Raw genomic sequence first — 18938 nt, forward strand, 5'->3', positions numbered from 1 at the left:
CCCGCGCCCGGTCCCGCGCCTCATGCCCGGCGGTGAACCCTCTCCGCCGCGCGGCGGAGGACGGTCAGCCGCCCAGGAGGACGACCACCGCGCTGGTGCCCTCGCCCCGCGCGGGCGCGAAGCCCCGGTCGTGGCCGGCGACGGGGGAGCCGCGCACCTCCCGGAGGACGGCGTCCGTCACAGCCGCCGGGTGGCCAGCGTCAGCCGGTCACGGGCGTCGAACAGGGCGTGCTTGACCAGTTGCTCGTGCGCCGGGGTGAGCCGGGCGACCGGGACCGAGCAGCTGATGGCGTCCCGCGCCGGGGTGCGGTAGGGGATGGCGATGCCGAAGCAGCGCAGGCCCAGGGTGTTCTCCTCGCGGTCCACGGCGTACCCCTGCTCGCGGACGGAGTGCAGCTCCTCGATGAGCCGCTCCCGGTCGGTGGTGGTGTGCTCGGTCAGCGCCGGCAGCGTCTCCGGCAGCATCGCGCGGACCCGTTCGTCGCTGTACGTGGCCAGCAGCGCCTTGCCCAGCGCGGTGGAGTGGGCGGGCAGCCGGCGTCCGACGCGGGTGAAGGGGCGGAGATGGTGCTGCGACTGGCGGATGGCGAGGTGGACGACGTCGGTGCCGTCGAGCCGGGCCAGGTGGATCGTCTCGGCGGTGTCGTCGGACAGCCGGTCGAGGGTGGGGCGGGCCGCGGCGACGACCTCGTCACCGTCGATGTACGACGTGCCCACCAGCAGGGCGCGCACGCCGATGCCGTAGCGGGTGCCTGTGGCGTCCGTCTCGACCCAGCCGAGCTCCACCAGGGTGCGCAGCAGCATGTAGAGGCTCGACTTGGGGTAGCCCACGGCCTCCTGGACGGCGGCCAGGGAGTGCATGCCGGGGCTGCCGGCGAGGTGTTCGAGGAGTTCCACCGTGCGGACGGCGGACTTGACCTGCGCCCCGCCGGATTCAGCTGCCATTCGACTCGCCCCTCTTGTGACCCACCGCGCCCGTCAATAGAGTCCCATTCATCATCAGGAACGCTGTTCAGAATACCGAACAACCTCGGTGGACTGGAAGGACGTAGCGGTGTCAGCAGCAGAAGTGTGGAGTGTCGACCCCCGAACCGGGAAGCGGCGTGAAGCGGTCGCCGTCGAGGCCACGGCCGAGGACGTCGACCGCGCCGTACGCGCGGCGCACGCGGCCCGCGGCGGGCTCGCCGACCGCGCGGTGCGCGCCGCGTTCCTGCGCACCGCCGCCGACGTCCTCGGCGGCGCCGAGGACCGGCTGGTCACGGTGGCCGACGCCGAGACCGCCCTCGGCCGCGCCCGGCTCACCGGCGAACTGGCCCGCACCTGCTACCAGTTGCGGGCCTTCGCGGACATCGTCGACGAGGGTGCCTTCCTCGACGTGATCATCGACCACCCGGACGCCACGGCCACCCCGCCCGTCCCGGACCTCCGCCGCCACAAGGTGCCGCTCGGCGTCGTCGCCGTCTACTCCGCCTCCAACTTCCCCTTCGCCTTCTCGGTGCCCGGCGGCGACACCGCCAGCGCGCTCGCCGCCGGCTGCCCCGTCGTCGTCAAGGCCCACCCCGACCACCCGGCCACCTCCGAACTGGCCGCCGCCCTCCTCGGCCGGGCCGCCGCGCTGGCCGGCGTCCCGCAGGCCGTCGTCGGCCTGGTGCACGGCTTCGACGCGGGCGTCGCGCTGGTCCGCCACCCGCTGGTCGCGGCCGCCGGGTTCACCGGCTCGGTGCGCGGCGGGCGGGCGCTCTTCGACGCCGCGGCCGCCCGCCCCGTACCCATCCCCTTCCACGGCGAACTCGGCTCCCTCAACCCCGTCGTGATCACCGAGGAGGCCGCCGCCGAGCGCGCCGAGCAGATCGGGACCGGGCTGGCCGGGTCGATGACGCTCGGGGTGGGCCAGTTCTGCGTCAAGCCCGGCCTGGTGCTGGCGCCCACCGGCGCGGGCGGCGACGAACTGGTCGCCTCCCTGGCCGGCGCGGTCAAGGGCGTGGGCGAGGGCGTGCTCCTCGACCACCGCATGCGGGACAACTTCGTCGAGGGCGTCGCCGAACGCGCCGCGCTCCCGGACGTCGAGGCCCCCGTCACCCCCGGCGCCGGTGACGAGCACACCGTCAGCCCCGGGTTCCTGACCGTGCCCGCCGCCAAGCTGGCCACCGAGGGCACCCACGACCTGCTGCTGGAGGAGTGCTTCGGCCCCGTCACCGTCGTCGCCCGGTACGACGGCGACGACGAGGTCACCGCCGTGCTGTCCCGCCTGCCCGGCAACCTCACGGCCACTCTGCACCTCTCGTCGCGGGAGGCGGCCGGCGAGGGACGGGGCGCCGAACTCCTCGCCGCGCTCACCCCGCTCGCCGGCCGGGTGCTCGTCAACGGCTGGCCCACCGGCGTCGCCGTCGCCCCCGCCCAGCACCACGGCGGCCCCTACCCGGCCACCACCTCCACCTCCACCTCCGTCGGCGGCACCGCCGTCGAACGCTGGCTGCGCCCCGTCACCTACCAGTCGACCCCCGAGCCGCTCCTCCCGCCCGAGCTGCGCGACGACAACCCGCTCGGCCTGCCGCGCCGCGTGGACGGACGGATGGAGCACCCGTCCCGCGCCTGAGCGCCCGCGCCCGGCCGCCGCGCGAACGACGCCGCCCCGCTCCGCCCGGTCGCCCAACGGTGCGCCGGCGCCCGGCGCGAGCGGAACCGGAACCGGAAGCGGAACCGGAAGCGGACCGGGGCCACCGCCGGAACCGGCGCCGGCGGCCGGTCGTCCTTCCCCGCATGATCCGATACGCCACCCCCCAGGACCTCGACACCATCACCGCCCTCCACCGGGAGGCCCGCGCCACGTACTACCGCGGCCACATCCCGGACGCCGACTTCGAGGGCCCCGCCGAACTCGCCCGCGGCCGGGCCGGCTGGGCCGCGGCCATCGACCGCGGCGACGCCGTGCTGTGCGCCGAGCGGGCGGGGGAGGTGGTGGGCGTCGCGGCCTTCCGGCCCGTCGACGGCGTGCTGACCCTGACCCAGTTCCACGTGGCCCCCGCGCACTGGCGCCGGGGCATCGGCACCCGGCTGCACACCGCCTGCGTCGAGGCCTGGCGCGCGGCCGGCGCCACCACGGCCCGCCTGGAGGTCTTCGAGCACAACCGGCGTGCCCAGGCCTTCTACGCCCGTCACGGCTGGTACCCGGACCCGGACGCACCCAGGTCCGGCGACCACCTGGTGCTGCGGTTCGCCGTCGCCTCTCCGAAGGACCGGGACCGCGATCACGGCGTAACGTGACGAAGAGGAGCAAACCGGCCCATGGAGGGATCATGGCAGTCCCGGACCCCACGGCCTTCCCGGCCGGCGAACGGCCCCCCGACCCGGCCCGCCGGGAAGCCTTCGCCGAGCTGATGGTCGACGTCTTCAACAAGGGCGCACTGGCCCTGCTCACCAGCGTCGGCCACCAGACCGGCCTCTTCGACACCATGAGCACCCTGCCGCCCGCCACGAGCGCCGAGATCGCCGGGGCGGCGGCCCTCGACGAGCGGTACGTCCGCGAATGGCTCGGCGGCATGGTGCTGGGCGGCATCCTGGAGTACGAGCCGGACGGTGCCACCTACGCGCTGCCGCCCGAGCACGCCGCCTCGCTCACCACCGCCGCCGGACCCGACAACCTGGCCGGGATGATGCCCTACGTCGCCCTGATGGGAGAGGTCGAACAGGGCGTCGTCAGGTCCTTCCGGGAGGGCGGCGGCGTCCCGTACACGGCGTACCCCCGCTTCCAGGCGCTCCAGGCCCAGGAGACGGCCAGGGTGTACGACGCCGCCCTGGTCGACGCGATCGTCCCGCTGGTCCCCGGTCTCACCGAGCGGCTGCACGACGGCATCGACGTCCTGGACGTCGGCACCGGCCAGGGACGCGCCCCGCTCGTCCTGGCCCGCGCCTTCCCGCGCAGCCGCTTCCACGGCCTCGACCGCTCCGAGGACGGCATCGCCACCGCCCGCCGCGAGGCCGAACGGCTCTCTCTGGACAACCTGCGCTACACGGTCGGCGACTCCACGGAGATCACCGGGCGGTACGACCTCGTCACCGCCTTCGACGTCATCCACGACCTGGCCCGGCCGCAGGAGACCCTCGACGCCGTCGCCGCGTCCCTCCGCGACGGCGGCACCTTCCTGATGGGCGACATCGCCGCCTCCAGCAACCTGGAGGAGAACCTCGGCCACCCCTTCGGCCCCGCGCTCTACGGCTTCTCGGTCTTCTACTGCATGACCACCTCGCTGAGCACCGGAGGCGCCGGGCTCGGCACGGTCTGGGGCGAACAGACCGCCCGGCGCATGCTGGCGGCCGCGGGCTTCACCGACGTACAGGTCCGCTCGATCGAGGGCGACCCGCTGAACGTCTACTACGTGGCGACGACCGCCTAGTGCCCCCCGCGGGGCTTCACGCACCCGCCCTCCATGTACGGCCCGTGTGCCTCCACCCTCACGGGCGGGCCCGTGAACCCGGTGACGCACGGGCCGGCCCCCGGCACCATCAGGCTGAAGGCGAGGGCCGGGCCCGAGCCGTACACCTCGGTGCCGTCCGCCGGGTAGCCCAGCTTGCTCAGCGCCGCCCGCAGACCGCCCTCGTCGCGCACCCCCGCCAGGGCCCCGGCGATCCGGTCGGCATGGGCCCGCCCCCGGCACTCGGCGTCGGCCTTCATCGGGAGCTGCTGCTGGAACGCGTGGTTCTCGGCGTACTTCGCCCGCTCCGGGTCGTACGGCTCCCCCGCGGGGAGCGGACCGGTGGGGGCAGCGGCGGACGGGCCGGGGCGGACGTCCGCACACCGGTCGGCGACGCCCGGGAACCTCCGGTCGTGCTCGGTGAGGCCGGCCTTCCGCCGAGCCGCGTAGTCCGGGTCCGGGGAGCCGGAGGGACCGGCCGGCACCACCCGTTCCGTGCCGCAGCCGGTCACCAGCACCAGCGCGGCGAGGGCGGCGGGCAGCAGGGGACGTCTCACTGTGTACTCCATTTCCGATGCGGCACGGCGGGCCGCAGCATCGTCCCGCACCACAGCGGCGATCGTCGTGAGTACCCGTACTCAGAGAGCGAGGCACCACCTGGGAAGGAGCCGCCGGGTCACCCACGAGCTGCGGGAATGTACCGGCCCGGCCGGCGGTTGAGGGGCTGAGCGGAGGAGGCCTCCGCACCGCCCGGCCCCACGACCTGGAGAGAACGGACACATGCGCGTCGAGATCTGGAGCGACATCGCCTGCCCTTGGACTAACGAGACAAGAGCTTAGCGGACCGGGTCTGACCTGCGGGTTCTTTCTGGAAACGAAAAGGGGCCCGTCTGCGTCGGCACAGACGGACCCCGGTCTCAAGGTCTCCACTTCTCTCTGGTACCCCCAGCGCAGATGGGGCAGGGGACACGGTAGGTACGGCAACACGTCTTGCAACCAGCGAACCCGCCACAGTCCGGGCACCACACCGCGCGCTGATTGGCGCAGTACCCGCAGATGGTTCCTTGGGCCGTCAGAAGGGCTAGCGAACGCCCCGCACCGGCCGCTCCCGATGGTGCAGCCTCGGGAGAACCGAACGGACTGTCAGGGAGTCGGGTAGGTTGCCACGCTTGCCGTTTGGGCCCCGTCACCTCACCGCAGCGAGATCACGGGCAACAGCCATGCGCACCCCGAGAGCGCAGACCCGCCCCGTTCGGCAGACGGAGCACGTAGACGAGTGCTCACCGGCCGCTCGGGCGAGGGTTTGAAGATCCTCCGGGCGCGGGTGCTCGGACATCTCAGGGGCGGGCGCTAGGGCGTCTGTACGCCCGTCTCCCGGCCTCACGCACGCCGCCGGGGGATTCGGGCCCGCCGGGGCTTTGCAACGCTCTCAGGGAGCGCACAGGGGATGCAGCGGTACACGGGGGCAGGTGACCCCGAGGTCCGTTCGATGTCCGTTCGTCGGGCAAGCCCCCGGATCTCTTTGCGGCAGTCCGCGCAGATGGTCACGGGCGGGGGCGTCGTGGTGTAGCTCAGGTCCACTACATCCATGCCGAACCCCCGCCCCGGGTGCCGGTCACTGATGCTTGACCGACCCCGGAACGGGGGTGCGAGTCAAGCGACATTCGCCGTGCCGATGCACGGTCCGCTTGGGTCGTCATTCGGTTGTCCTCACGGGAAGTTGATCATCCGTCAGTTAGAGGATGATTCCCGAACGGTACGCCTACGAAACGGGATTGTCTGCCGTTTCGTCACCGGTTGCGCGAGGTTCCGGCACGTCAGCGGGTGCGTCCGTGTTGACCGAGTTGTCAACGCTGTAGATCACTCGCCCCACCTTGACGCTGAAAGAGCCCTCACGGACCCCCTGAGCGGCTTCTCGGTACCGAGCTACCCTCTCCTCGCTCTGCCCCATGCAGAACGCCCCCTGTGCCCGGTCCTCAAGCTCGGCGATCACCTGTTCAGCGGTGCCGGTGAAGCGGGCGTAGTCCTCGCTGTATCCAGTCATGGGGCGCAGCGTAGGGCCCCGAACCCTCAACTACCGGGCGCGGGGCCGAATGTGACGCTGCGTATATGCCAGGAAAACGCCGGCTGGAGCGTAGAGCTAGGGTAATTCGGACATAGCGGCTGGGCACCGCTTACGGGCAGTGAGGTTCACAGCTTGGCCGACACCCTCACCCGCATGAGATCAGCGATCCAGGCGAAATAGGCGTCCGGGTAGTCCGTGATCACCCAGTCACCGCCCGTTGGGTCGTAGGTCTGCGTTAGGTCGTTCCAATGACGGGGGACCATGGCCAACACCCGGCCCGTTTCGGTCCCTTGGACGACGATGCGGAACCAGCACGACACGGGGTCGTACATGGGCCCGATCGTCTCTATCAGGCGCGTGTACGTCCGCAGGATCGCGTACAGCTCCCGACAGTCCCGGCCGGTCTCCTGAGCCCCTGGTACGCGCTCTGAGCGCTTCCAAGTACGTCCGTCCGCCGAGGTCTCCACCCAAAGATCAACTGTCACATCCAATCGCGCGGTCACATCCACCGTGACGCCCCCCTGTGTCTTGCGTATGGGAACGATTGTTCGACAGATGTTCACCTCCGAACAACTGGTTTAAGCCAACCATGTCCGATACAGCCCGACATACGGACGATCATCACAGTGTGGTCACATCTAAAAGGTTGTGCAGGTGGGAGGCGCAAGGTTGTTTCGTAAATGGCCGTTCCGGCATGTTTGACAACGCTGTCACGAGGGGATGGGCACAGGCCATTACTTAGCCTAAACAACTTGTTGAAGTTTCAAGCATCATTTGTTTACGGGTACGACAAAAGGCCCCCCGGTTTCCCAGGGGGCCCCTCGTTCTTAGGTACTAGCGGACGGGGCGCAGATACCCGTCAGACAGCGTGTAGAGCATGTCCCAGACGCATACGTCCTCGTCCCACACGCGCAGCTCGTACGTGTCGCCCTCGTACATGTCGTAAGAGAGGATACCCGCATCCGAGGCCGCGTGAGCCTCCCAGCGCATCGTCTCGGCGGTCATCTCCTGACCCTCGCCAAGCTCCACGCCGCCCATGTCGCGGTTGGTGTTCTCGTGGCAAATCTGAAGGAACATCAGGTTTCCTCTCGTTCCCGCCTCGGGCTTGTTCCCTCGGCGACAAGAGAAAGATACCACGAGAAAGGGCCACCTAGCAACGTTACTAGGTGGCCCCTCGCAGATTAGGCGGCGTTCTGCTCGATCAGTTCGCCCCACCCGCCGCCGGTAGCCCGGTAGAGGGAGACGAACTGCGCGCTATCGGCCTCGGCGCTGTAGGTGATCCACGCGTCAGCCACGTTGCGGAACGCGAACTTGTAGACACCGACGTTCACCCAGTAGTTCACCTGACCACCGGCGAGGGCCCGGTAGGCTCGCTCCTCCCAGGTGCGGGGGAGGTCACCCGGCATGGCGTAGGTCTCGCGGTCGGTGTCGGTAAGCGTGATCATCTCGGTTCCTCTCGTTTCCCCTCGGGCTAGTTCCCTCGGGCACAAGAGAAATCTACCACGGCACCGGACCACCTAGCAACGTTACTAGGTGATCCGGCATGTGGGTTAGATCACGCGGCCGACAGGCAGGAAACCTCACGGTTCAGGAGCTTGCCCCACTCGGCCGACAGGGCCTCGGCGTTCTCGATGTCCGCGAGGGTGGCGGTACCCATCTTGACCAGCGCAGCGAACGCGTCCAGCTCGCGCCGGTAGAAGTGGAGACCAGCGTCCCGGCGGTCAGCGGGGCACAGGTCGGACATGCGGCCGTTGTTGCAGATGCAGCCGGAGAAAGAGGTCTTGACGGTCATTGTGCGCTCCTCGCGTTCGCTGTCGGGGCTTGTTCCCCTCGGCGTTGACTCCATTAAAGCACAGGAACGGGGCGCAGTACAACCCACCTAGTAACGTTACTAGGTGACCCGAGCTTGTGAATGTGATCACGTGAAAGGGCCCGGATACGACAAAGGGCCCCCGAAGGGGCCCCCGTCTCTCAGGCTTAAGCGCCGTAGTGCATCACCATGCGCTTGGTGCTCTTGTACTCCCAGGGGAAGTATCCGAAGGTGATGTAGGTAACATCCCCGTCCACCTCAACCGCTCCCGCCTGCCAGGCGAGCCGACCGAAGCTCACCCAGTCGCCCGGCTTGATGTTCTTCGCTGCCTTGGTCTTGGGCTTGGCGTTCATGTCTTGGTCCTTCCCTTGGCCTTGGGCTTGTTCCCTTGGCGACAAGAGAAATATAGCACGGTGGGGGACCACCTAGCAACGTTACTAGGTGATCCCCCGTGTGGCTTAGGTCACGGCTGCGGCTGCGGCGGGGTCGGGCGGTTCGTGCTCTCGGTCGGGGTCGGGGTGCCGGTGCTCGCGGTCGGGATGACCGGGGGAGTGGTGGTCACGGTCGGGGACGCGGTGGCCGTGGGCTTGGTCGGCTCCGGGGTGGCCGGGACGGTGACGTAGACCGTGGGGCCCGGGACCGGAACCTCAACGTAGACCGTCTGGCCGGGCTGAGGGGCCGTGGTGGGCATCGTCATGGGCGGGATGGTCTGCGGGGCCTGCGGAGCCTGCGCGGGGGCCTGCGGGGCGTACTGCTGGACCGGGGCCTGAACCGGAGCAACCGGGCGCGGGGACAGCGTGGGCATCGGGGAAGGGCCAGTGACGGCGGGCATCGGGACGACAGTGTCAGCGCCACCGGTCGGAAGCTCGACGTTCGGGTTGATCAGCGCGCCGACCGCGAAGAGACCCGCACCCGCGCCGATCATGAGCTTGGTCTTACCGGCCATCTTGCGGGCCTCGGTGGTGTTCTGCTCGGTCATTTCTGACCCTTTCTCGTGTCCCTCGGGGCTTGTTCCCCTCGGTGTGAGCACTACATTACACGAGATCGGGCACCTAGCAACGTTACTAGGTGGTCTTTTCCGTGTGGCCTAACCCACATCGCGAAGGGGGTTGACGGGGTTGAGATCAGGGCCTAGATTGGTTCACGGTGGAAAAGGTGCCGCGCAGCAGACTACGGAGAGTGAGGCCGGCGGGCACCCTCCGTGATCATTGCAGGTCAGGGCATGGGAAAGCCCCGCCAGTCCGAAGACCAGCGGGGCCAATCCGTGTGCTACTTGGTTGCGCGCTCGGCGTTGCGGTAGCGGTCCCGCGTCAGACCGTACAGCGTCCGCGCCTCGTCCTCGCTGTCACAGCGGATGAACTGCGGCGACTGGTCGGCGTAGATGAACGCGACCCACCACGCCCCACCCTCGCTGAACAGGTAGACATCGTCCCCGCCCTTGGCGCTCAGGTGCTGCGCCTCGTTCTTCGCCTCGTGCTGCGCCATGTCCGGCCCCTCTCGTTCGCGTCGTGCTTACGAGTAGAACTCTAGCACAGGCGGGGGACCACCTAGCAACGTTACTAGGTGGGGTACCTCACACGACGAAACCCCCGCCATATTGACGGGGGTCTCATCCTCTAGGCGTAGCCGTTACGGCATGATCGCCTTAGTGGGGGACACGACCACGATGTCAGCGAAGCGAACACCGCGCGCAGCGGCGACACGCTCGACAGTGGCGCGAATGTCGGGGCGGAGCGCGTCCAGCGGGTTGGAGACGACCACACGGGAGGTACGGGAGCGACCGAGCGTGTTGGGCTTGCGGCGGTAGCGGGTAACCTCGGCGGTGTCGCCGGTGATGCGGACCTGATCCATGAAACCGTTTCGGCGGAGGTTCATTGCCTTGCCTTTCGTCGTGTCCCTCGGGCTTGTTCCCTCGGCGACAAGAGAACAGTAACACGCCCGGACCCCACCTAGTAACGTTACTAGGTGATTTCATCCGTATGACGTAGCCCACACACGACGAAACCCCCGACCAATCGGCCGGGGGTCTCATCTTCACTCACTCGCCATAGTGGCCAGTGCGGCACTGCTCGGAGTCACAGGTCACATTCTCGAACTGTCCGTCACAGTCCCATTCCCAGGTACGAGGGCGGGAGCCGCAGTGCACACACGCATTGGCCACGCGCTCGCGGACCTCGCGGACCACGACGAACACCTTGCCAATCTCGGGCTTGGCCTTGATCCGGCGGAGCATGTCACCCGCCTGACGCTCGCTCAGCGCCTTGGGGGTGAACCCGTCGCCCTCGTCCACCGTCTCAAGCCAGTAGCGAACGTCCACCTCTACGGCCGTCTTCCCCGGGAAGTACGTGCGGCCCTTGATCAGTGCCATTGTCGTTGCCTTTCGCTCCCGCCTCGGGCTCGTTCCCTCGGCGCTGAACCAATCTAAGCACAGGTGCCGGGGTCGGCGCAACACTGAACGGCCACGAGCGGGGGCGAATGTCCGGCATGGGCGGCGGGGGCGTCTTGTCCCAACCCTCGGAGCGCAGTTCCTTTGCCAGCGGACCCGTGATCGCGAACACGCCGTCAAGGTCCGGGAACATCTCGCGCGTCTCGGTCTCCTCGCCGTTGTGGGGCCGGTCAATCATGGTCAAGCTCATGCCCTGAAAGACCTTGTCCGGCCCTTTGACCACCCGGCGGATCTTGATTATGAACCAGTCCAGCGCGTCAGGATCGCCGTCTACGGGCCGGAACCATTCCCAATCCATGTCACTCCTAGGGGAGGGGCCCCCAGTCTCCCAGGGGCCCCGTAGCGGGTCGGTCAGCCCTTGTTGCGGTGGTCGGTGCAGGCGTAGACAGCGAGAGGCTTGTTAGAGCCGAACGGCCCCTTGCCGGGGATCTTGACGCTGTCGATGAACTCTCCGGTACGCCCACAGTCGGCGCACATGCCCGAACCCTTGTGGAGGATGCCGAACTTGTCCTTACGGTAAGCCATGATCTCTACCTCTCGTCTGTCCCTTGGGCTTGTCCCCTTGGCGACAACTGAAAGGTAGCACACCACCTAGCAACGTTGCTAGGTGGTCCCGTGTGGTGAACGCCACAACGCGAAAGGCCCCCGGTTTCCCAGGGGCCCAACACTGTGTCACGCTCTATCACTCGGCGTAAGCGCCGGTACCCTCGTACTCGTCGCGGCACTCGGGCTCACAGAAGAGATCGCCAGGGGCGGCGGGGGCATCCTCGCAGTTCGCGCACGGGCGACCGCTGATCTGATCAAAGAAGCTCATGTGTTCTCTCCTGTGTCCCACCGTCGGCGTGTTCCGTTCGGTGCAAGAGAAACGTACCACACCACCTAGTAACGTTGCTAGGTGGTCCAACGGGAAAGGCCCCGGTTTCCCGGGGCCCCTCTCACTTCTCGTCGGGAAGCTGTCCGATGATCTCCGCCGTTCCGGTGTCCGGCTCGACGTCCGCCCCGTCTCGGCAGAGCTTGAGCCAAACCTGATGCTTGACCGTGGTCTCTCCGGTCAGTTCATGGGCGTCAACCTCGGTGACCCACGTACCGCCGTCGTTGTCCGGGAAGAGAACCCGCCACACGTTCCGCATTACTTCGGCCCCTTTGCGCTGATCTCGCGGAGCTTGACACCCGCGAACCGCTCCCGTCCGATGGCCATTGCACCCCACACGGTGTGCGCCATGACCGTGAACTCTTCAACCTCGCCCGTGGTCAGTTCGACCCTGACCGGAATGTTTGTCATGCGAGAACTGTAGCAGGTGTGACGACCCGCGCAATACCCGCCGCGCGAATCAGCGTGAGGCACTGCGGGCAAGGACGGCGAGTCACGTACAGCGTGGACCCCGGCAGATCCTCGGGGCGAGCGCGCGTGATCGCGTTGTACTCCGCATGGTTCGCGGCGCAGTTGGCATAGTTGCTGTCCGGCGCACAGTCGGCCGAACTCAGGCGACCACGCGGGCAGTTACCGGCGGACGCGCAACCGGGGATGCCGGACGGGAGACCGTTGTAACCGATGCTCACACGGTGGTCACGAGACACGAGGACAGCGCCTACCTGAGCGCGGGTGCAGTCGGCACGGCTAGCCGCCCAAGCTGCACCCGCAAGGTAGTACGTGTCCCAATCGGGACGACTCAAGCGAGGAGCCCCCTAATCTGCGCCTCGGTCGCGCCGCCTCGGTGCTCCGCTATCGGCTCCTCGTACTCGCCGTAAACGCGCAGCGTGGGCACGGCAGTTACGTTGTTCGCGCGACTGTCGCCGTACTCCACATCGACGTACTCAAACGGCACGTCAAGCTCAACCGCCACGCGCTCAGCGATCGGGTACGTGGCTTTACAGGGGCGGCACCAAGAGGCACCGAAGAACACCAGGGTCTTAGTCATTGTCGTTGTCCTCGTGGCAGACGATCAGCGGGGTACGTGCGGCCGGGGGAGTGGTTTCCGGCTTGCTCGGCGGAGCGTTGAACTTGGGAGGGGTAACCGGCTTGTTCATGCTCGGCGGACGAGGAGCGGGGGCCGGTGCCGGACGAGGAGCAACCGCCGCAACCGTGCCGATCCGGTCACAGTCGGTGTCGTCGTCGTCAACGGAACAGCCGGTCAGAACGAACAGCGCGGTAAGCGCGGTGACGATGGTTACGCGTCTCACTTGTAAGGCTCCTCGGGGATGTCCTGAACACAGTTGGGGGCGTAGTTGCGAAGCTGCGTCAGCACCTTGCCCGCGAACTCCTGAATCTCAGCGTCAGCGGCGACGTGCCAACGCTTCCCGAGGACGTCACGCCATGCCCGCAGGTTGCCGGTAACGACCATGTCCACCGGTGCAGCATTCGGCAGCACACAACGTGCAGCCTCTCGCGCTGCCTTGCGCTTAAGCCCCTTGCCCACGAGGTGAGTTACAAGGGACTCGTACGCTTCAAGCGCTTGGTGATACGCGTTGTGAATCTCCCAATCGCCCACGTGATCCTGAGCGAGGGCCGGAGGAATGACCGGCTTAGTGTCGGCATAGTTCACGTACCGCTGAGACACGACCGAGAACGACAGGTGACGATGCCGGGACAGCTCGGCGAGGAGCGCACGCGAGACACCCCGAACCAGGAACGTCACGGATGCGTGTTCCATGACCGAGTAATGACCCTGATCAATGATGTTGCGGAGGTAGTCACCGTTCCGCGCGGTCTTGGGGTTCGGCCGGTTGAACGACTTGTAGCAGATGCGGCCCGCAGCTTCGGCGAGGGCGTCACCGTCTCGGCTACGGGTCTGCTCGTCTTCCGGCCAGACGTCGTATCCGTACGCGTTCCACAGCGCAAGATCACTCATCTCGGTAGCGGCAATGACGTCAACGTTCATGATCGTGTCTCCTCATGCAGGGGGACCACCTAGTAACGTTGCTAGGTGGTCCCCATGGTTGTGCTTCTAGCGGGTGATCTTGGGTCAGTACGCGCCATTGACGTTGTCGATGGACCCATACCGAGACGCTGCGTAGTTGCAAGCGGCTGCAATGTTGGCGACGGGGTCGAACACATCCCACGACGTACCGGCAACGTGGTACGCGCGGAACGTCGGGTCAATCGTCTGCAAGAGGCCCTTACTCGGGGTGCCCGCCGCAGCGTTGGAATCCCAGTTGTTCACCGCGCGAGGGTTGCCGCCAGACTCCCGCATGATGTTGCGGTGAATGCCGTTGTACGAACCGGGAATGCCCTTGGCGCGCATCACGGACAGCGCCTCACGAATCCAGCCGTCTAGGTTGTCGGCGTACTGTCGGGGTGCCTCGGCCGTGGGGGAGTAGGGGGCACGATGCTTGCCGTTGCCCTCGCTCGGCTTGATCTGCGGAGCCTCGCCCTCGCGTATCTCAAGCTCGGTACCGGGGCGGAGTAGGTCCGGGTCTTTGCCGACAGCGTCAACGTTTGCTCCCCACAGGTTCGGCCACTTGTCGGCGTCGCCTAGCCGCTCCTCGGCGATGCTGGACAGCGAGTCACCGGCACGGACCTTGTACCGCTCGGCGACCGCTGCGCGCTTCTCTGCGCCCCTGTCGGGGGTCGGCTGGGGTTCGGGTACCTCGGGCGGTTCCGAGGACGTCACAGGGCGAATGACGGGCATCTCCCCTGTCTCCTCGGGGTCACTCAGAGCGTTGGTTATGCCAGTCGCACCCGCAGCGAGGAGCGAGGCCATAGCGGCGGCGGTCATCCCTACCGCGAAACGGTCACGCAATGTCGTCACCCGCCAGGAACTTTGCAAGCTCTAGGTGATCCTCAACCGTCGCATCGAACGCGAGACCGTTAGCGCTGATCAGTCCACGGGCCGTAACCCATGCGTCGGCACGCTCGGCGTGAAACTCGGTGTGCGTCTGCGGGCCCTCGGCCTCGGCCGGTACAAGCTCGTTCACGTACGCGGCAAGCTCGGCGATTCGCTCGGCGGTCAGGAACACGGTACGGATGGACGACTTGTCACCGTAGGCAATGGTCACCTCAAGTTCGCCGTCCTCGTCCATGCGCACAAACAGCGCGTCCGAGGAGTCGTGAGCGTCAGCAAAACGCTTGGTCTCGGTGTTCACAGTTCGTCGTCCTCGGTGTCGTCGTAGGTCAGTTCCTCGCGGTCCCACTCGTCCCACACGGAAAGCGTCGGGGCCTCGCCCGCGTCGTACCCGTCAAGGCTGGGGATGTGCTTCTTGCCGTTCACGCGTGCAGCTCCTCGCCAAGCGTCTTGAAGTGGGCCCATGCTTCCCGCTCGGAGAGGATCACGGTTGCGATGGTCTCGCCCTCGGGGTTCTTCACCTCAAGGTCAATGCCGGTCAGCGTGCGCGTAGCGGTGATGGTCCCGTTGTCGGGGGTCATGATGGTTTGCATTCCGTCTCTCCTCAGAATGTCGCGGCCCACTCGGCGAGTGATCGCGCTGCCTTGTCCAAGTTGCATGGGGCGCAAGCGGGGACGACGTTGTCTAGCGTGTCGCCCCCGCCCTTGCTTATCGGGGTTACGTGGTCTAGGTGTTCGGCCGGTCGGTCGCAGTAGCAGCAGAGACCAGACCAGCGGGGGAACACGTCTTCTTGCCGCACACCGGGCGGAGATTCGCGATCGTGTGTTCCCCGCCCTCGTAGAGCGGTGTTGAGTGCACGATTGCGCGCCATCCTCGGCCGCATCCGTTCCCGCATGTGTTCGCCACGCTGACGGCTTCCCAGTGCGTGACCAGCGCGCGAGCGTCGATAGGTGCGGCGCGTTCGCCGGTTCCGTTCAGGTTGTGCCACAGCGCGTATACCGCCTCGGTTTCCTCAAGGTGTCGGGCCACCCGCACCCGGTACCGGTAAGCGGCTTGTCGTACGGCTGCAAGGGATCGTGTGCGGCCCCGGTACTCCGAGACGTGGTCAGCGTTGGCGGTCCGCCATGCTCGCCCGTAGGCGGCCGTACGGAGCCGTTCCGCAGCCTTGTACCTCTCGGCGTATCCGGGACGCTGGCACTCCTTGCAGCGGGTTTGAAGCCCATCCGTCGAGTACGAACGGGCCCAAAACTCTGTCTGCGGCAACTGACGCTGACAGCCCTTGCAGAACTTCACGCGCTCATCCCCGTGACCTTGCGGTATCGGTTCTCAAAGCTCAGGTGAGCCTGACGGCGAACCGTCTTCACTGCCTTGGGCTGCATGTCCAGTTCGGCCGCAAGCTCGGCGTCCGCTTCCGCGCCGGTACCGAGGCAGGCAACCGGGTCAATGCCGTACGTGGCCTTGAGAACGTGAGCTTGCTTGGCCCCCATGCTGTCGATCACAGCGCGCACCGTCTTGATCTTCCGGTCACGGTCGCCCCGCGCAATGTCGCCAGACTCAACAAGGTCATCCGGCACGCCGTAGTCAGTGGCAAGCGTGTCGGCGAGGCTGAAACCGTCCTCGTCGCCAGTCGGCATGTCGAGCGAAACGGCACCTTCCCACGCCGTACGGGCGGCGTATGCGCGCTCGGGGGAGAGGCGGCGACCCTTGGGCGGAAGCGTGCAGCAAAGACGCTCAGCGACGTCAAGATCCCCGTTGGATTCCTTGAGCATCGCAGCAAAGACCTTGGCGGCCTCGTGGTCGGCACCGGTAGCACCGGCCACCCGCTCATCATGGGCAGCGTCTCGGATCTTGCCGTCAATGGTGCGGTGCATGAATGCGTAGAACGAGTCCACGTCTTCACCGTTGAAACGGGCGAGCCCTTCCCAAACCGCTATTCGGCCAACCTGGGTGAACTCGTCCCGCTGGTCAGCGCTCGCGCCCATCTTGAATGCGATGTTCGCAATTCGCTTTTCCATTGCGGTGATGATCTCGGCCGTAGCGGCAATGTCGTTGCCCTGTGCGGCGGTGATGGTCTCGAAGCTGAGCGCGTCCATTTGTTTTCCTCCGGTTTTCCGTCTCTCTGGAGTCCAGAGAGGGTGTGGGTTAAGCCCGGAGGGGCGGAGCGCGCAGCTTTCCCATGTGACCTGAGACACATTGGGTACGAGGGCACAAGTAGGCCCCGTCCGGGTGGTGCTAGACGGGGCTGCGCTTGCCGTTCGTCGTTGCCCCCACAACTCATCACGAGGCCACTGGCATATGCAACGGGCTTACCGTGATCATCCGGAGGCTTGAGGGGGCGTCAGAGATCGAATCAAAGGGGGAGACGGGGGGTCGGCCTGTGATCCGCAAGTTGCAGACGCGGGGTTTTTAGCCTTCACATGATCATGTCCGGAATGATCACGTTTGGTCTCGTGGCCGAAAGTCGTAGGTAAAAAAATGAGGGACCACCTAGTAACGTCGCTAGGTGGTCCCCCTTGGGAACGGTCAGTAGTCGGCCCCGTACAGAGAGCCCCAAGAACGTAGTCCCTTGGTCTCAGCACCGGCTGTGATGGGCACACCACCGAGGGTCATAGTCATGCAACGTTCCACCTCACGGGCGTACTCGTCAGCCTCACGGGCGGGAACACTGCACAGAACCTCATCGTGGATCGGCAAACGGAGGTAGGGCAGAAGTCCGTTTTCGTCCATGTTGATCAATGCCTGTCCGAGAACGTCACGCGCAGCGCTCTGAACCTGGTAATTGGTCACGGCGTATGCGCGCTCCCGGTCCAGCGGAAGACGTCGCCCGGTCAGCGTCACAGTCACCATGCGGTTCTCACGGGCTAGCCGCTGGTGTCGCGCACCGAACCGCTTGATCTCCGGGTACACCCGGTCATAGGTGGCAATCGCCCCCTGAACCTCGGCGAGACCCGCACCGGTCTGCCTGCTAATGGTGGCAGCGCCGCCCCCATATACCTTTCCGAAACCGACGCCCTTACAAATCTTGCGATGCTTCTTGGTGAATCCCGGTCCATAAACCAGGGACGCCGTAAAGTCGTGCAAGTCCTGTCCGGCGTTGATCGCTTCTTTCATGCGCTTAACGTCAGCGAGTGCGGCAAGTACGCGCATCTCTACGGCGTCAAAGTCACAGGACAACATGACGTGACCCTCCTCGGCGAGGAGTGCACGGCGAACCATCTGATCCGAGGACGGAAGCGTTTGCAGTGCGGGGCGCGTAATCGACATGCGGCCCGTCCGTGCCATGAGCGTATTTATCATCGGGTGCACGCGTCCGTCAGCGTCCACGGTCTCAAGGAACGTGTCCACGTACGCCGACCGCCACTTACCCGCACGCTTTGCACGAACTACCGCGTCAGCCAAGGGGTTTGCGTGACGAGTCCCGAGGGGTTCCCACGAGTGCAAGTCAAGGTCAGCGAGGGCGAGCAAGACAGACTTATCTACCTTGGTGTTGCCGGACGCCGTACGCTCGGTCAGCGTCTCGCCCATGGCGGTCAACGCTTCCACAATCTGAGCGTTTGAGTTGACGTTCTCGACCCCGTACCGGCGAGCCTTGGCCGCGAACGTCTCGGCCTCGTGGCGCAGTTGGGCGTCAAGCCTCTTGGTGTAGCCCTTGTCCAGAACCATCCCCGTGCGCTGCATGGTCGCGCAGATACGGGCTATCTCGTGTTCGTAGTCAAGGAGCATTTCCCGAACCTCAAGCCGGTCAAGGTCAGCCTTGAGGTACGGGTACAGCCGAGACGTGAGGATCACGTCAAGTCCCGCGTACAAGTTGTAGGTTGGGTGTTCCAGCGGGATACCTGCCCACCCCGTGGCCTTGGTCAGACCGAGGGAGCGGAACACCTGCGTAAGGTCCCCCTGAGTGTCCGGCGAGGACGGGTCCACGTACAGCGCAGACAACGGCTTAAGGGCCGTACCCTGCCCGCCCTCTTGCGGCTGTCGCGGGTCGATGAGCGTAGCCATGATCTTCGTATCACGGGTCAGCGGTGCGAGTTCTTCCAACGGGATGCCCGCCCGCTTGTCCAACACGAGCCAGTCATAAGGGGCGTTGTGGATGAGCACGCGGGGCCGCAGCGTGCGCAGTGCCCAGAGAACCATCTCAATGAACGGGCCGCCCCGTTCCCAGTGGATAACCCACCCCGTGAACGCGTCGCCAAACTGCACCGTGCGCAGACGGAACGTATCCGAGTAGATATCGAGACCGGTCGTCTCAGTGTCCAGCGCGATAGCTCCCCGAGCGTGGGCCCACAGCATCCATGCGCGGAAGTCGTCAAGGTCCGCCGGGGTCTCGGGGACGCGCACGGTTACCACGTCGCCCGCAACCTTGTGTTTGTAAACCTGCAAGGTCTCTCCTCCTTACAAGGGAGGGACCACCTAGCAACGTTAC

General features: G+C 66.4%; 29 protein-coding genes. 3 read left to right on the forward strand and 26 right to left on the reverse strand.

Annotated features, from left to right (window positions below):
* Positions 1 to 177 precede the first annotated feature (177 nt).
* Positions 178 to 945 carry an IclR family transcriptional regulator gene (locus tag ACZ7LK_RS05110; protein ID WP_392276336.1) on the reverse strand — a complete coding sequence of 256 codons (768 nt, stop codon included), beginning with the start codon at positions 943 to 945 and terminating at the stop codon, positions 178 to 180.
* A gap of 109 nt (positions 946 to 1054) precedes the next feature.
* On the opposite strand from ACZ7LK_RS05110, the gene ACZ7LK_RS05115 reads away from it, so the two are divergent.
* The 3 genes from ACZ7LK_RS05115 (at position 1055) to ACZ7LK_RS05125 (ending at position 4394) form a co-directional block, all read left to right on the forward strand.
* Positions 1055 to 2596 carry an aldehyde dehydrogenase (NADP(+)) gene (locus ACZ7LK_RS05115; protein WP_392276337.1) on the forward strand — a complete coding sequence of 514 codons (1542 nt, stop codon included), beginning with the start codon at positions 1055 to 1057 and terminating at the stop codon, positions 2594 to 2596.
* Between the two features lie 164 nt (positions 2597 to 2760).
* A complete protein-coding gene (locus tag ACZ7LK_RS05120) occupies positions 2761 to 3264 on the forward strand; it encodes a GNAT family N-acetyltransferase (RefSeq protein ID WP_392276338.1) in 504 nt (167 codons plus the stop codon).
* Positions 3265 to 3296: 32 nt separating this feature from the next.
* A complete protein-coding gene (locus ACZ7LK_RS05125; RefSeq protein WP_469464256.1) occupies positions 3297 to 4394 on the forward strand; it encodes a class I SAM-dependent methyltransferase in 1098 nt (365 codons plus the stop codon).
* On the opposite strand, the gene ACZ7LK_RS05130 is transcribed toward ACZ7LK_RS05125, so the two are convergent.
* The 25 genes from ACZ7LK_RS05130 to ACZ7LK_RS05250 all read right to left on the reverse strand — a co-directional run bounded on the left by ACZ7LK_RS05130 (position 4391) and on the right by ACZ7LK_RS05250 (position 18895).
* Entirely contained in the window at positions 4391 to 4969 is a 579-nt protein-coding gene (locus tag ACZ7LK_RS05130) for a hypothetical protein (protein ID WP_392276340.1), read from the reverse strand. The genes ACZ7LK_RS05125 and ACZ7LK_RS05130 overlap by 4 nt on opposite strands.
* 1205 nt (positions 4970 to 6174) lie before the next feature.
* On the reverse strand, positions 6175 to 6456 hold the full coding sequence (locus ACZ7LK_RS05135; RefSeq protein ID WP_471138423.1) for a hypothetical protein: 282 nt from the start codon (positions 6454 to 6456) through the stop codon (positions 6175 to 6177).
* A gap of 146 nt (positions 6457 to 6602) precedes the next feature.
* Positions 6603 to 6809, reverse strand: a complete 207-nt coding sequence (locus ACZ7LK_RS05140; protein WP_471138425.1) for a hypothetical protein — start codon at positions 6807 to 6809, stop codon at positions 6603 to 6605.
* A 502-nt stretch (positions 6810 to 7311) separates the two neighbouring features.
* Positions 7312 to 7554 carry a hypothetical protein gene (locus tag ACZ7LK_RS05145; RefSeq protein WP_471138427.1) on the reverse strand — a complete coding sequence of 81 codons (243 nt, stop codon included), beginning with the start codon at positions 7552 to 7554 and terminating at the stop codon, positions 7312 to 7314.
* A 104-nt stretch (positions 7555 to 7658) separates the two neighbouring features.
* The gene (locus ACZ7LK_RS05150) at positions 7659 to 7922 is read right to left on the reverse strand and encodes a hypothetical protein (protein ID WP_471138430.1); all 264 of its coding nucleotides are present in this window, start codon (positions 7920 to 7922) and stop codon (positions 7659 to 7661) included.
* Positions 7923 to 8032: 110 nt separating this feature from the next.
* Positions 8033 to 8269: a hypothetical protein gene (locus tag ACZ7LK_RS05155; RefSeq protein WP_471138432.1), complete on the reverse strand. Its 237-nt coding sequence runs from the start codon at positions 8267 to 8269 to the stop codon at positions 8033 to 8035.
* A gap of 185 nt (positions 8270 to 8454) precedes the next feature.
* Positions 8455 to 8640 carry a hypothetical protein gene (locus tag ACZ7LK_RS05160; protein ID WP_471138433.1) on the reverse strand — a complete coding sequence of 62 codons (186 nt, stop codon included), beginning with the start codon at positions 8638 to 8640 and terminating at the stop codon, positions 8455 to 8457.
* 110 nt (positions 8641 to 8750) lie between these two features.
* Positions 8751 to 9266 carry a hypothetical protein gene (locus ACZ7LK_RS05165; RefSeq protein WP_471138435.1) on the reverse strand — a complete coding sequence of 172 codons (516 nt, stop codon included), beginning with the start codon at positions 9264 to 9266 and terminating at the stop codon, positions 8751 to 8753.
* Positions 9267 to 9556: 290 nt separating this feature from the next.
* On the reverse strand, positions 9557 to 9772 hold the full coding sequence (locus tag ACZ7LK_RS05170) for a hypothetical protein (protein WP_471138437.1): 216 nt from the start codon (positions 9770 to 9772) through the stop codon (positions 9557 to 9559).
* Positions 9773 to 9916: 144 nt separating this feature from the next.
* A complete protein-coding gene (locus ACZ7LK_RS05175; RefSeq protein ID WP_471138439.1) occupies positions 9917 to 10162 on the reverse strand; it encodes a hypothetical protein in 246 nt (81 codons plus the stop codon).
* A 163-nt stretch (positions 10163 to 10325) separates the two neighbouring features.
* Positions 10326 to 10655, reverse strand: a complete 330-nt coding sequence (locus ACZ7LK_RS05180; protein WP_471138441.1) for a hypothetical protein — start codon at positions 10653 to 10655, stop codon at positions 10326 to 10328.
* A gap of 429 nt (positions 10656 to 11084) precedes the next feature.
* Complete coding sequence (locus ACZ7LK_RS05185; protein WP_471138443.1) at positions 11085 to 11258, reverse strand: hypothetical protein; 174 nt, start codon at positions 11256 to 11258, stop codon at positions 11085 to 11087.
* A 410-nt stretch (positions 11259 to 11668) separates the two neighbouring features.
* Complete coding sequence (locus ACZ7LK_RS05190) at positions 11669 to 11863, reverse strand: hypothetical protein (protein ID WP_471138445.1); 195 nt, start codon at positions 11861 to 11863, stop codon at positions 11669 to 11671.
* Positions 11863 to 12015, reverse strand: a complete 153-nt coding sequence (locus tag ACZ7LK_RS05195) for a hypothetical protein (protein ID WP_471138447.1) — start codon at positions 12013 to 12015, stop codon at positions 11863 to 11865. Before ACZ7LK_RS05195 ends, ACZ7LK_RS05190 begins: the two co-directional genes overlap by 1 nt.
* Positions 12012 to 12407, reverse strand: coding sequence for a deoxycytidylate deaminase (locus ACZ7LK_RS05200; RefSeq protein WP_471138449.1), 396 nt, complete (start codon positions 12405 to 12407; stop codon positions 12012 to 12014). The genes ACZ7LK_RS05195 and ACZ7LK_RS05200 overlap by 4 nt, the downstream gene beginning before the upstream one ends.
* Positions 12404 to 12652, reverse strand: a complete 249-nt coding sequence (locus tag ACZ7LK_RS05205) for a thioredoxin family protein (protein ID WP_471138451.1) — start codon at positions 12650 to 12652, stop codon at positions 12404 to 12406. Before ACZ7LK_RS05205 ends, ACZ7LK_RS05200 begins: the two co-directional genes overlap by 4 nt.
* Complete coding sequence (locus ACZ7LK_RS05210) at positions 12645 to 12914, reverse strand: hypothetical protein (RefSeq protein WP_471138453.1); 270 nt, start codon at positions 12912 to 12914, stop codon at positions 12645 to 12647. Before ACZ7LK_RS05210 ends, ACZ7LK_RS05205 begins: the two co-directional genes overlap by 8 nt.
* A complete protein-coding gene (thyX, locus tag ACZ7LK_RS05215) occupies positions 12911 to 13612 on the reverse strand; it encodes an FAD-dependent thymidylate synthase (RefSeq protein ID WP_471138455.1) in 702 nt (233 codons plus the stop codon). The genes ACZ7LK_RS05210 and thyX overlap by 4 nt, the downstream gene beginning before the upstream one ends.
* A gap of 84 nt (positions 13613 to 13696) precedes the next feature.
* Positions 13697 to 14449, reverse strand: coding sequence for a transglycosylase SLT domain-containing protein (locus ACZ7LK_RS05220; protein ID WP_471138457.1), 753 nt, complete (start codon positions 14447 to 14449; stop codon positions 13697 to 13699).
* Between the two features lie 16 nt (positions 14450 to 14465).
* Positions 14466 to 14816 carry a hypothetical protein gene (locus ACZ7LK_RS05225; protein WP_471138459.1) on the reverse strand — a complete coding sequence of 117 codons (351 nt, stop codon included), beginning with the start codon at positions 14814 to 14816 and terminating at the stop codon, positions 14466 to 14468.
* The gene (locus tag ACZ7LK_RS05230) at positions 14813 to 14941 is read right to left on the reverse strand and encodes a hypothetical protein (RefSeq protein ID WP_471138461.1); all 129 of its coding nucleotides are present in this window, start codon (positions 14939 to 14941) and stop codon (positions 14813 to 14815) included. Before ACZ7LK_RS05230 ends, ACZ7LK_RS05225 begins: the two co-directional genes overlap by 4 nt.
* Positions 14938 to 15108, reverse strand: coding sequence for a hypothetical protein (locus tag ACZ7LK_RS05235; protein WP_471138463.1), 171 nt, complete (start codon positions 15106 to 15108; stop codon positions 14938 to 14940). The genes ACZ7LK_RS05230 and ACZ7LK_RS05235 overlap by 4 nt, the downstream gene beginning before the upstream one ends.
* 11 nt (positions 15109 to 15119) lie before the next feature.
* The gene (locus ACZ7LK_RS05240) at positions 15120 to 15410 is read right to left on the reverse strand and encodes an HNH endonuclease (RefSeq protein ID WP_471138465.1); all 291 of its coding nucleotides are present in this window, start codon (positions 15408 to 15410) and stop codon (positions 15120 to 15122) included.
* A gap of 394 nt (positions 15411 to 15804) precedes the next feature.
* The gene (locus ACZ7LK_RS05245; RefSeq protein ID WP_471138467.1) at positions 15805 to 16608 is read right to left on the reverse strand and encodes a sigma factor; all 804 of its coding nucleotides are present in this window, start codon (positions 16606 to 16608) and stop codon (positions 15805 to 15807) included.
* A 430-nt stretch (positions 16609 to 17038) separates the two neighbouring features.
* On the reverse strand, positions 17039 to 18895 hold the full coding sequence (locus tag ACZ7LK_RS05250; protein WP_471138469.1) for a DNA polymerase: 1857 nt from the start codon (positions 18893 to 18895) through the stop codon (positions 17039 to 17041).
* Positions 18896 to 18938 lie beyond the last annotated feature (43 nt).

This window comes from Streptomyces sp. NPDC039423, assembly GCF_055598725.1.

Excerpts from the sequence above, each read along its gene's own strand:
- ACZ7LK_RS05110 (WP_392276336.1), bottom strand. The coding sequence starts at position 945 with ATGGCAGCTGAATCCGGCGGGGCGCAGGTCAAGTCCGCCGTCCGCACG.
- ACZ7LK_RS05120 (WP_392276338.1), top strand. The coding sequence starts at position 2,761 with ATGATCCGATACGCCACCCCCCAGGACCTCGACACCATCACCGCCCTC.
- ACZ7LK_RS05125 (WP_469464256.1), top strand. The coding sequence starts at position 3,297 with ATGGCAGTCCCGGACCCCACGGCCTTCCCGGCCGGCGAACGGCCCCCC.
- ACZ7LK_RS05135 (WP_471138423.1), bottom strand. The coding sequence starts at position 6,456 with ATGACTGGATACAGCGAGGACTACGCCCGCTTCACCGGCACCGCTGAA.
- ACZ7LK_RS05140 (WP_471138425.1), bottom strand. The coding sequence starts at position 6,809 with ATGTACGACCCCGTGTCGTGCTGGTTCCGCATCGTCGTCCAAGGGACC.
- ACZ7LK_RS05145 (WP_471138427.1), bottom strand. The coding sequence starts at position 7,554 with ATGTTCCTTCAGATTTGCCACGAGAACACCAACCGCGACATGGGCGGC.
- ACZ7LK_RS05150 (WP_471138430.1), bottom strand. The coding sequence starts at position 7,922 with ATGATCACGCTTACCGACACCGACCGCGAGACCTACGCCATGCCGGGT.
- ACZ7LK_RS05155 (WP_471138432.1), bottom strand. The coding sequence starts at position 8,269 with ATGACCGTCAAGACCTCTTTCTCCGGCTGCATCTGCAACAACGGCCGC.
- ACZ7LK_RS05160 (WP_471138433.1), bottom strand. The coding sequence starts at position 8,640 with ATGAACGCCAAGCCCAAGACCAAGGCAGCGAAGAACATCAAGCCGGGC.
- ACZ7LK_RS05165 (WP_471138435.1), bottom strand. The coding sequence starts at position 9,266 with ATGACCGAGCAGAACACCACCGAGGCCCGCAAGATGGCCGGTAAGACC.
- ACZ7LK_RS05170 (WP_471138437.1), bottom strand. The coding sequence starts at position 9,772 with ATGGCGCAGCACGAGGCGAAGAACGAGGCGCAGCACCTGAGCGCCAAG.
- ACZ7LK_RS05175 (WP_471138439.1), bottom strand. The coding sequence starts at position 10,162 with ATGAACCTCCGCCGAAACGGTTTCATGGATCAGGTCCGCATCACCGGC.
- ACZ7LK_RS05180 (WP_471138441.1), bottom strand. The coding sequence starts at position 10,655 with ATGGCACTGATCAAGGGCCGCACGTACTTCCCGGGGAAGACGGCCGTA.
- ACZ7LK_RS05185 (WP_471138443.1), bottom strand. The coding sequence starts at position 11,258 with ATGGCTTACCGTAAGGACAAGTTCGGCATCCTCCACAAGGGTTCGGGC.
- ACZ7LK_RS05190 (WP_471138445.1), bottom strand. The coding sequence starts at position 11,863 with ATGCGGAACGTGTGGCGGGTTCTCTTCCCGGACAACGACGGCGGTACG.
- ACZ7LK_RS05195 (WP_471138447.1), bottom strand. The coding sequence starts at position 12,015 with ATGACAAACATTCCGGTCAGGGTCGAACTGACCACGGGCGAGGTTGAA.
- ACZ7LK_RS05205 (WP_471138451.1), bottom strand. The coding sequence starts at position 12,652 with ATGACTAAGACCCTGGTGTTCTTCGGTGCCTCTTGGTGCCGCCCCTGT.
- thyX (WP_471138455.1), bottom strand. The coding sequence starts at position 13,612 with ATGAACGTTGACGTCATTGCCGCTACCGAGATGAGTGATCTTGCGCTG.
- ACZ7LK_RS05220 (WP_471138457.1), bottom strand. The coding sequence starts at position 14,449 with ATGACCGCCGCCGCTATGGCCTCGCTCCTCGCTGCGGGTGCGACTGGC.
- ACZ7LK_RS05235 (WP_471138463.1), bottom strand. The coding sequence starts at position 15,108 with ATGCAAACCATCATGACCCCCGACAACGGGACCATCACCGCTACGCGC.
- ACZ7LK_RS05240 (WP_471138465.1), bottom strand. The coding sequence starts at position 15,410 with ATGCGGGAACGGATGCGGCCGAGGATGGCGCGCAATCGTGCACTCAAC.
- ACZ7LK_RS05245 (WP_471138467.1), bottom strand. The coding sequence starts at position 16,608 with ATGGACGCGCTCAGCTTCGAGACCATCACCGCCGCACAGGGCAACGAC.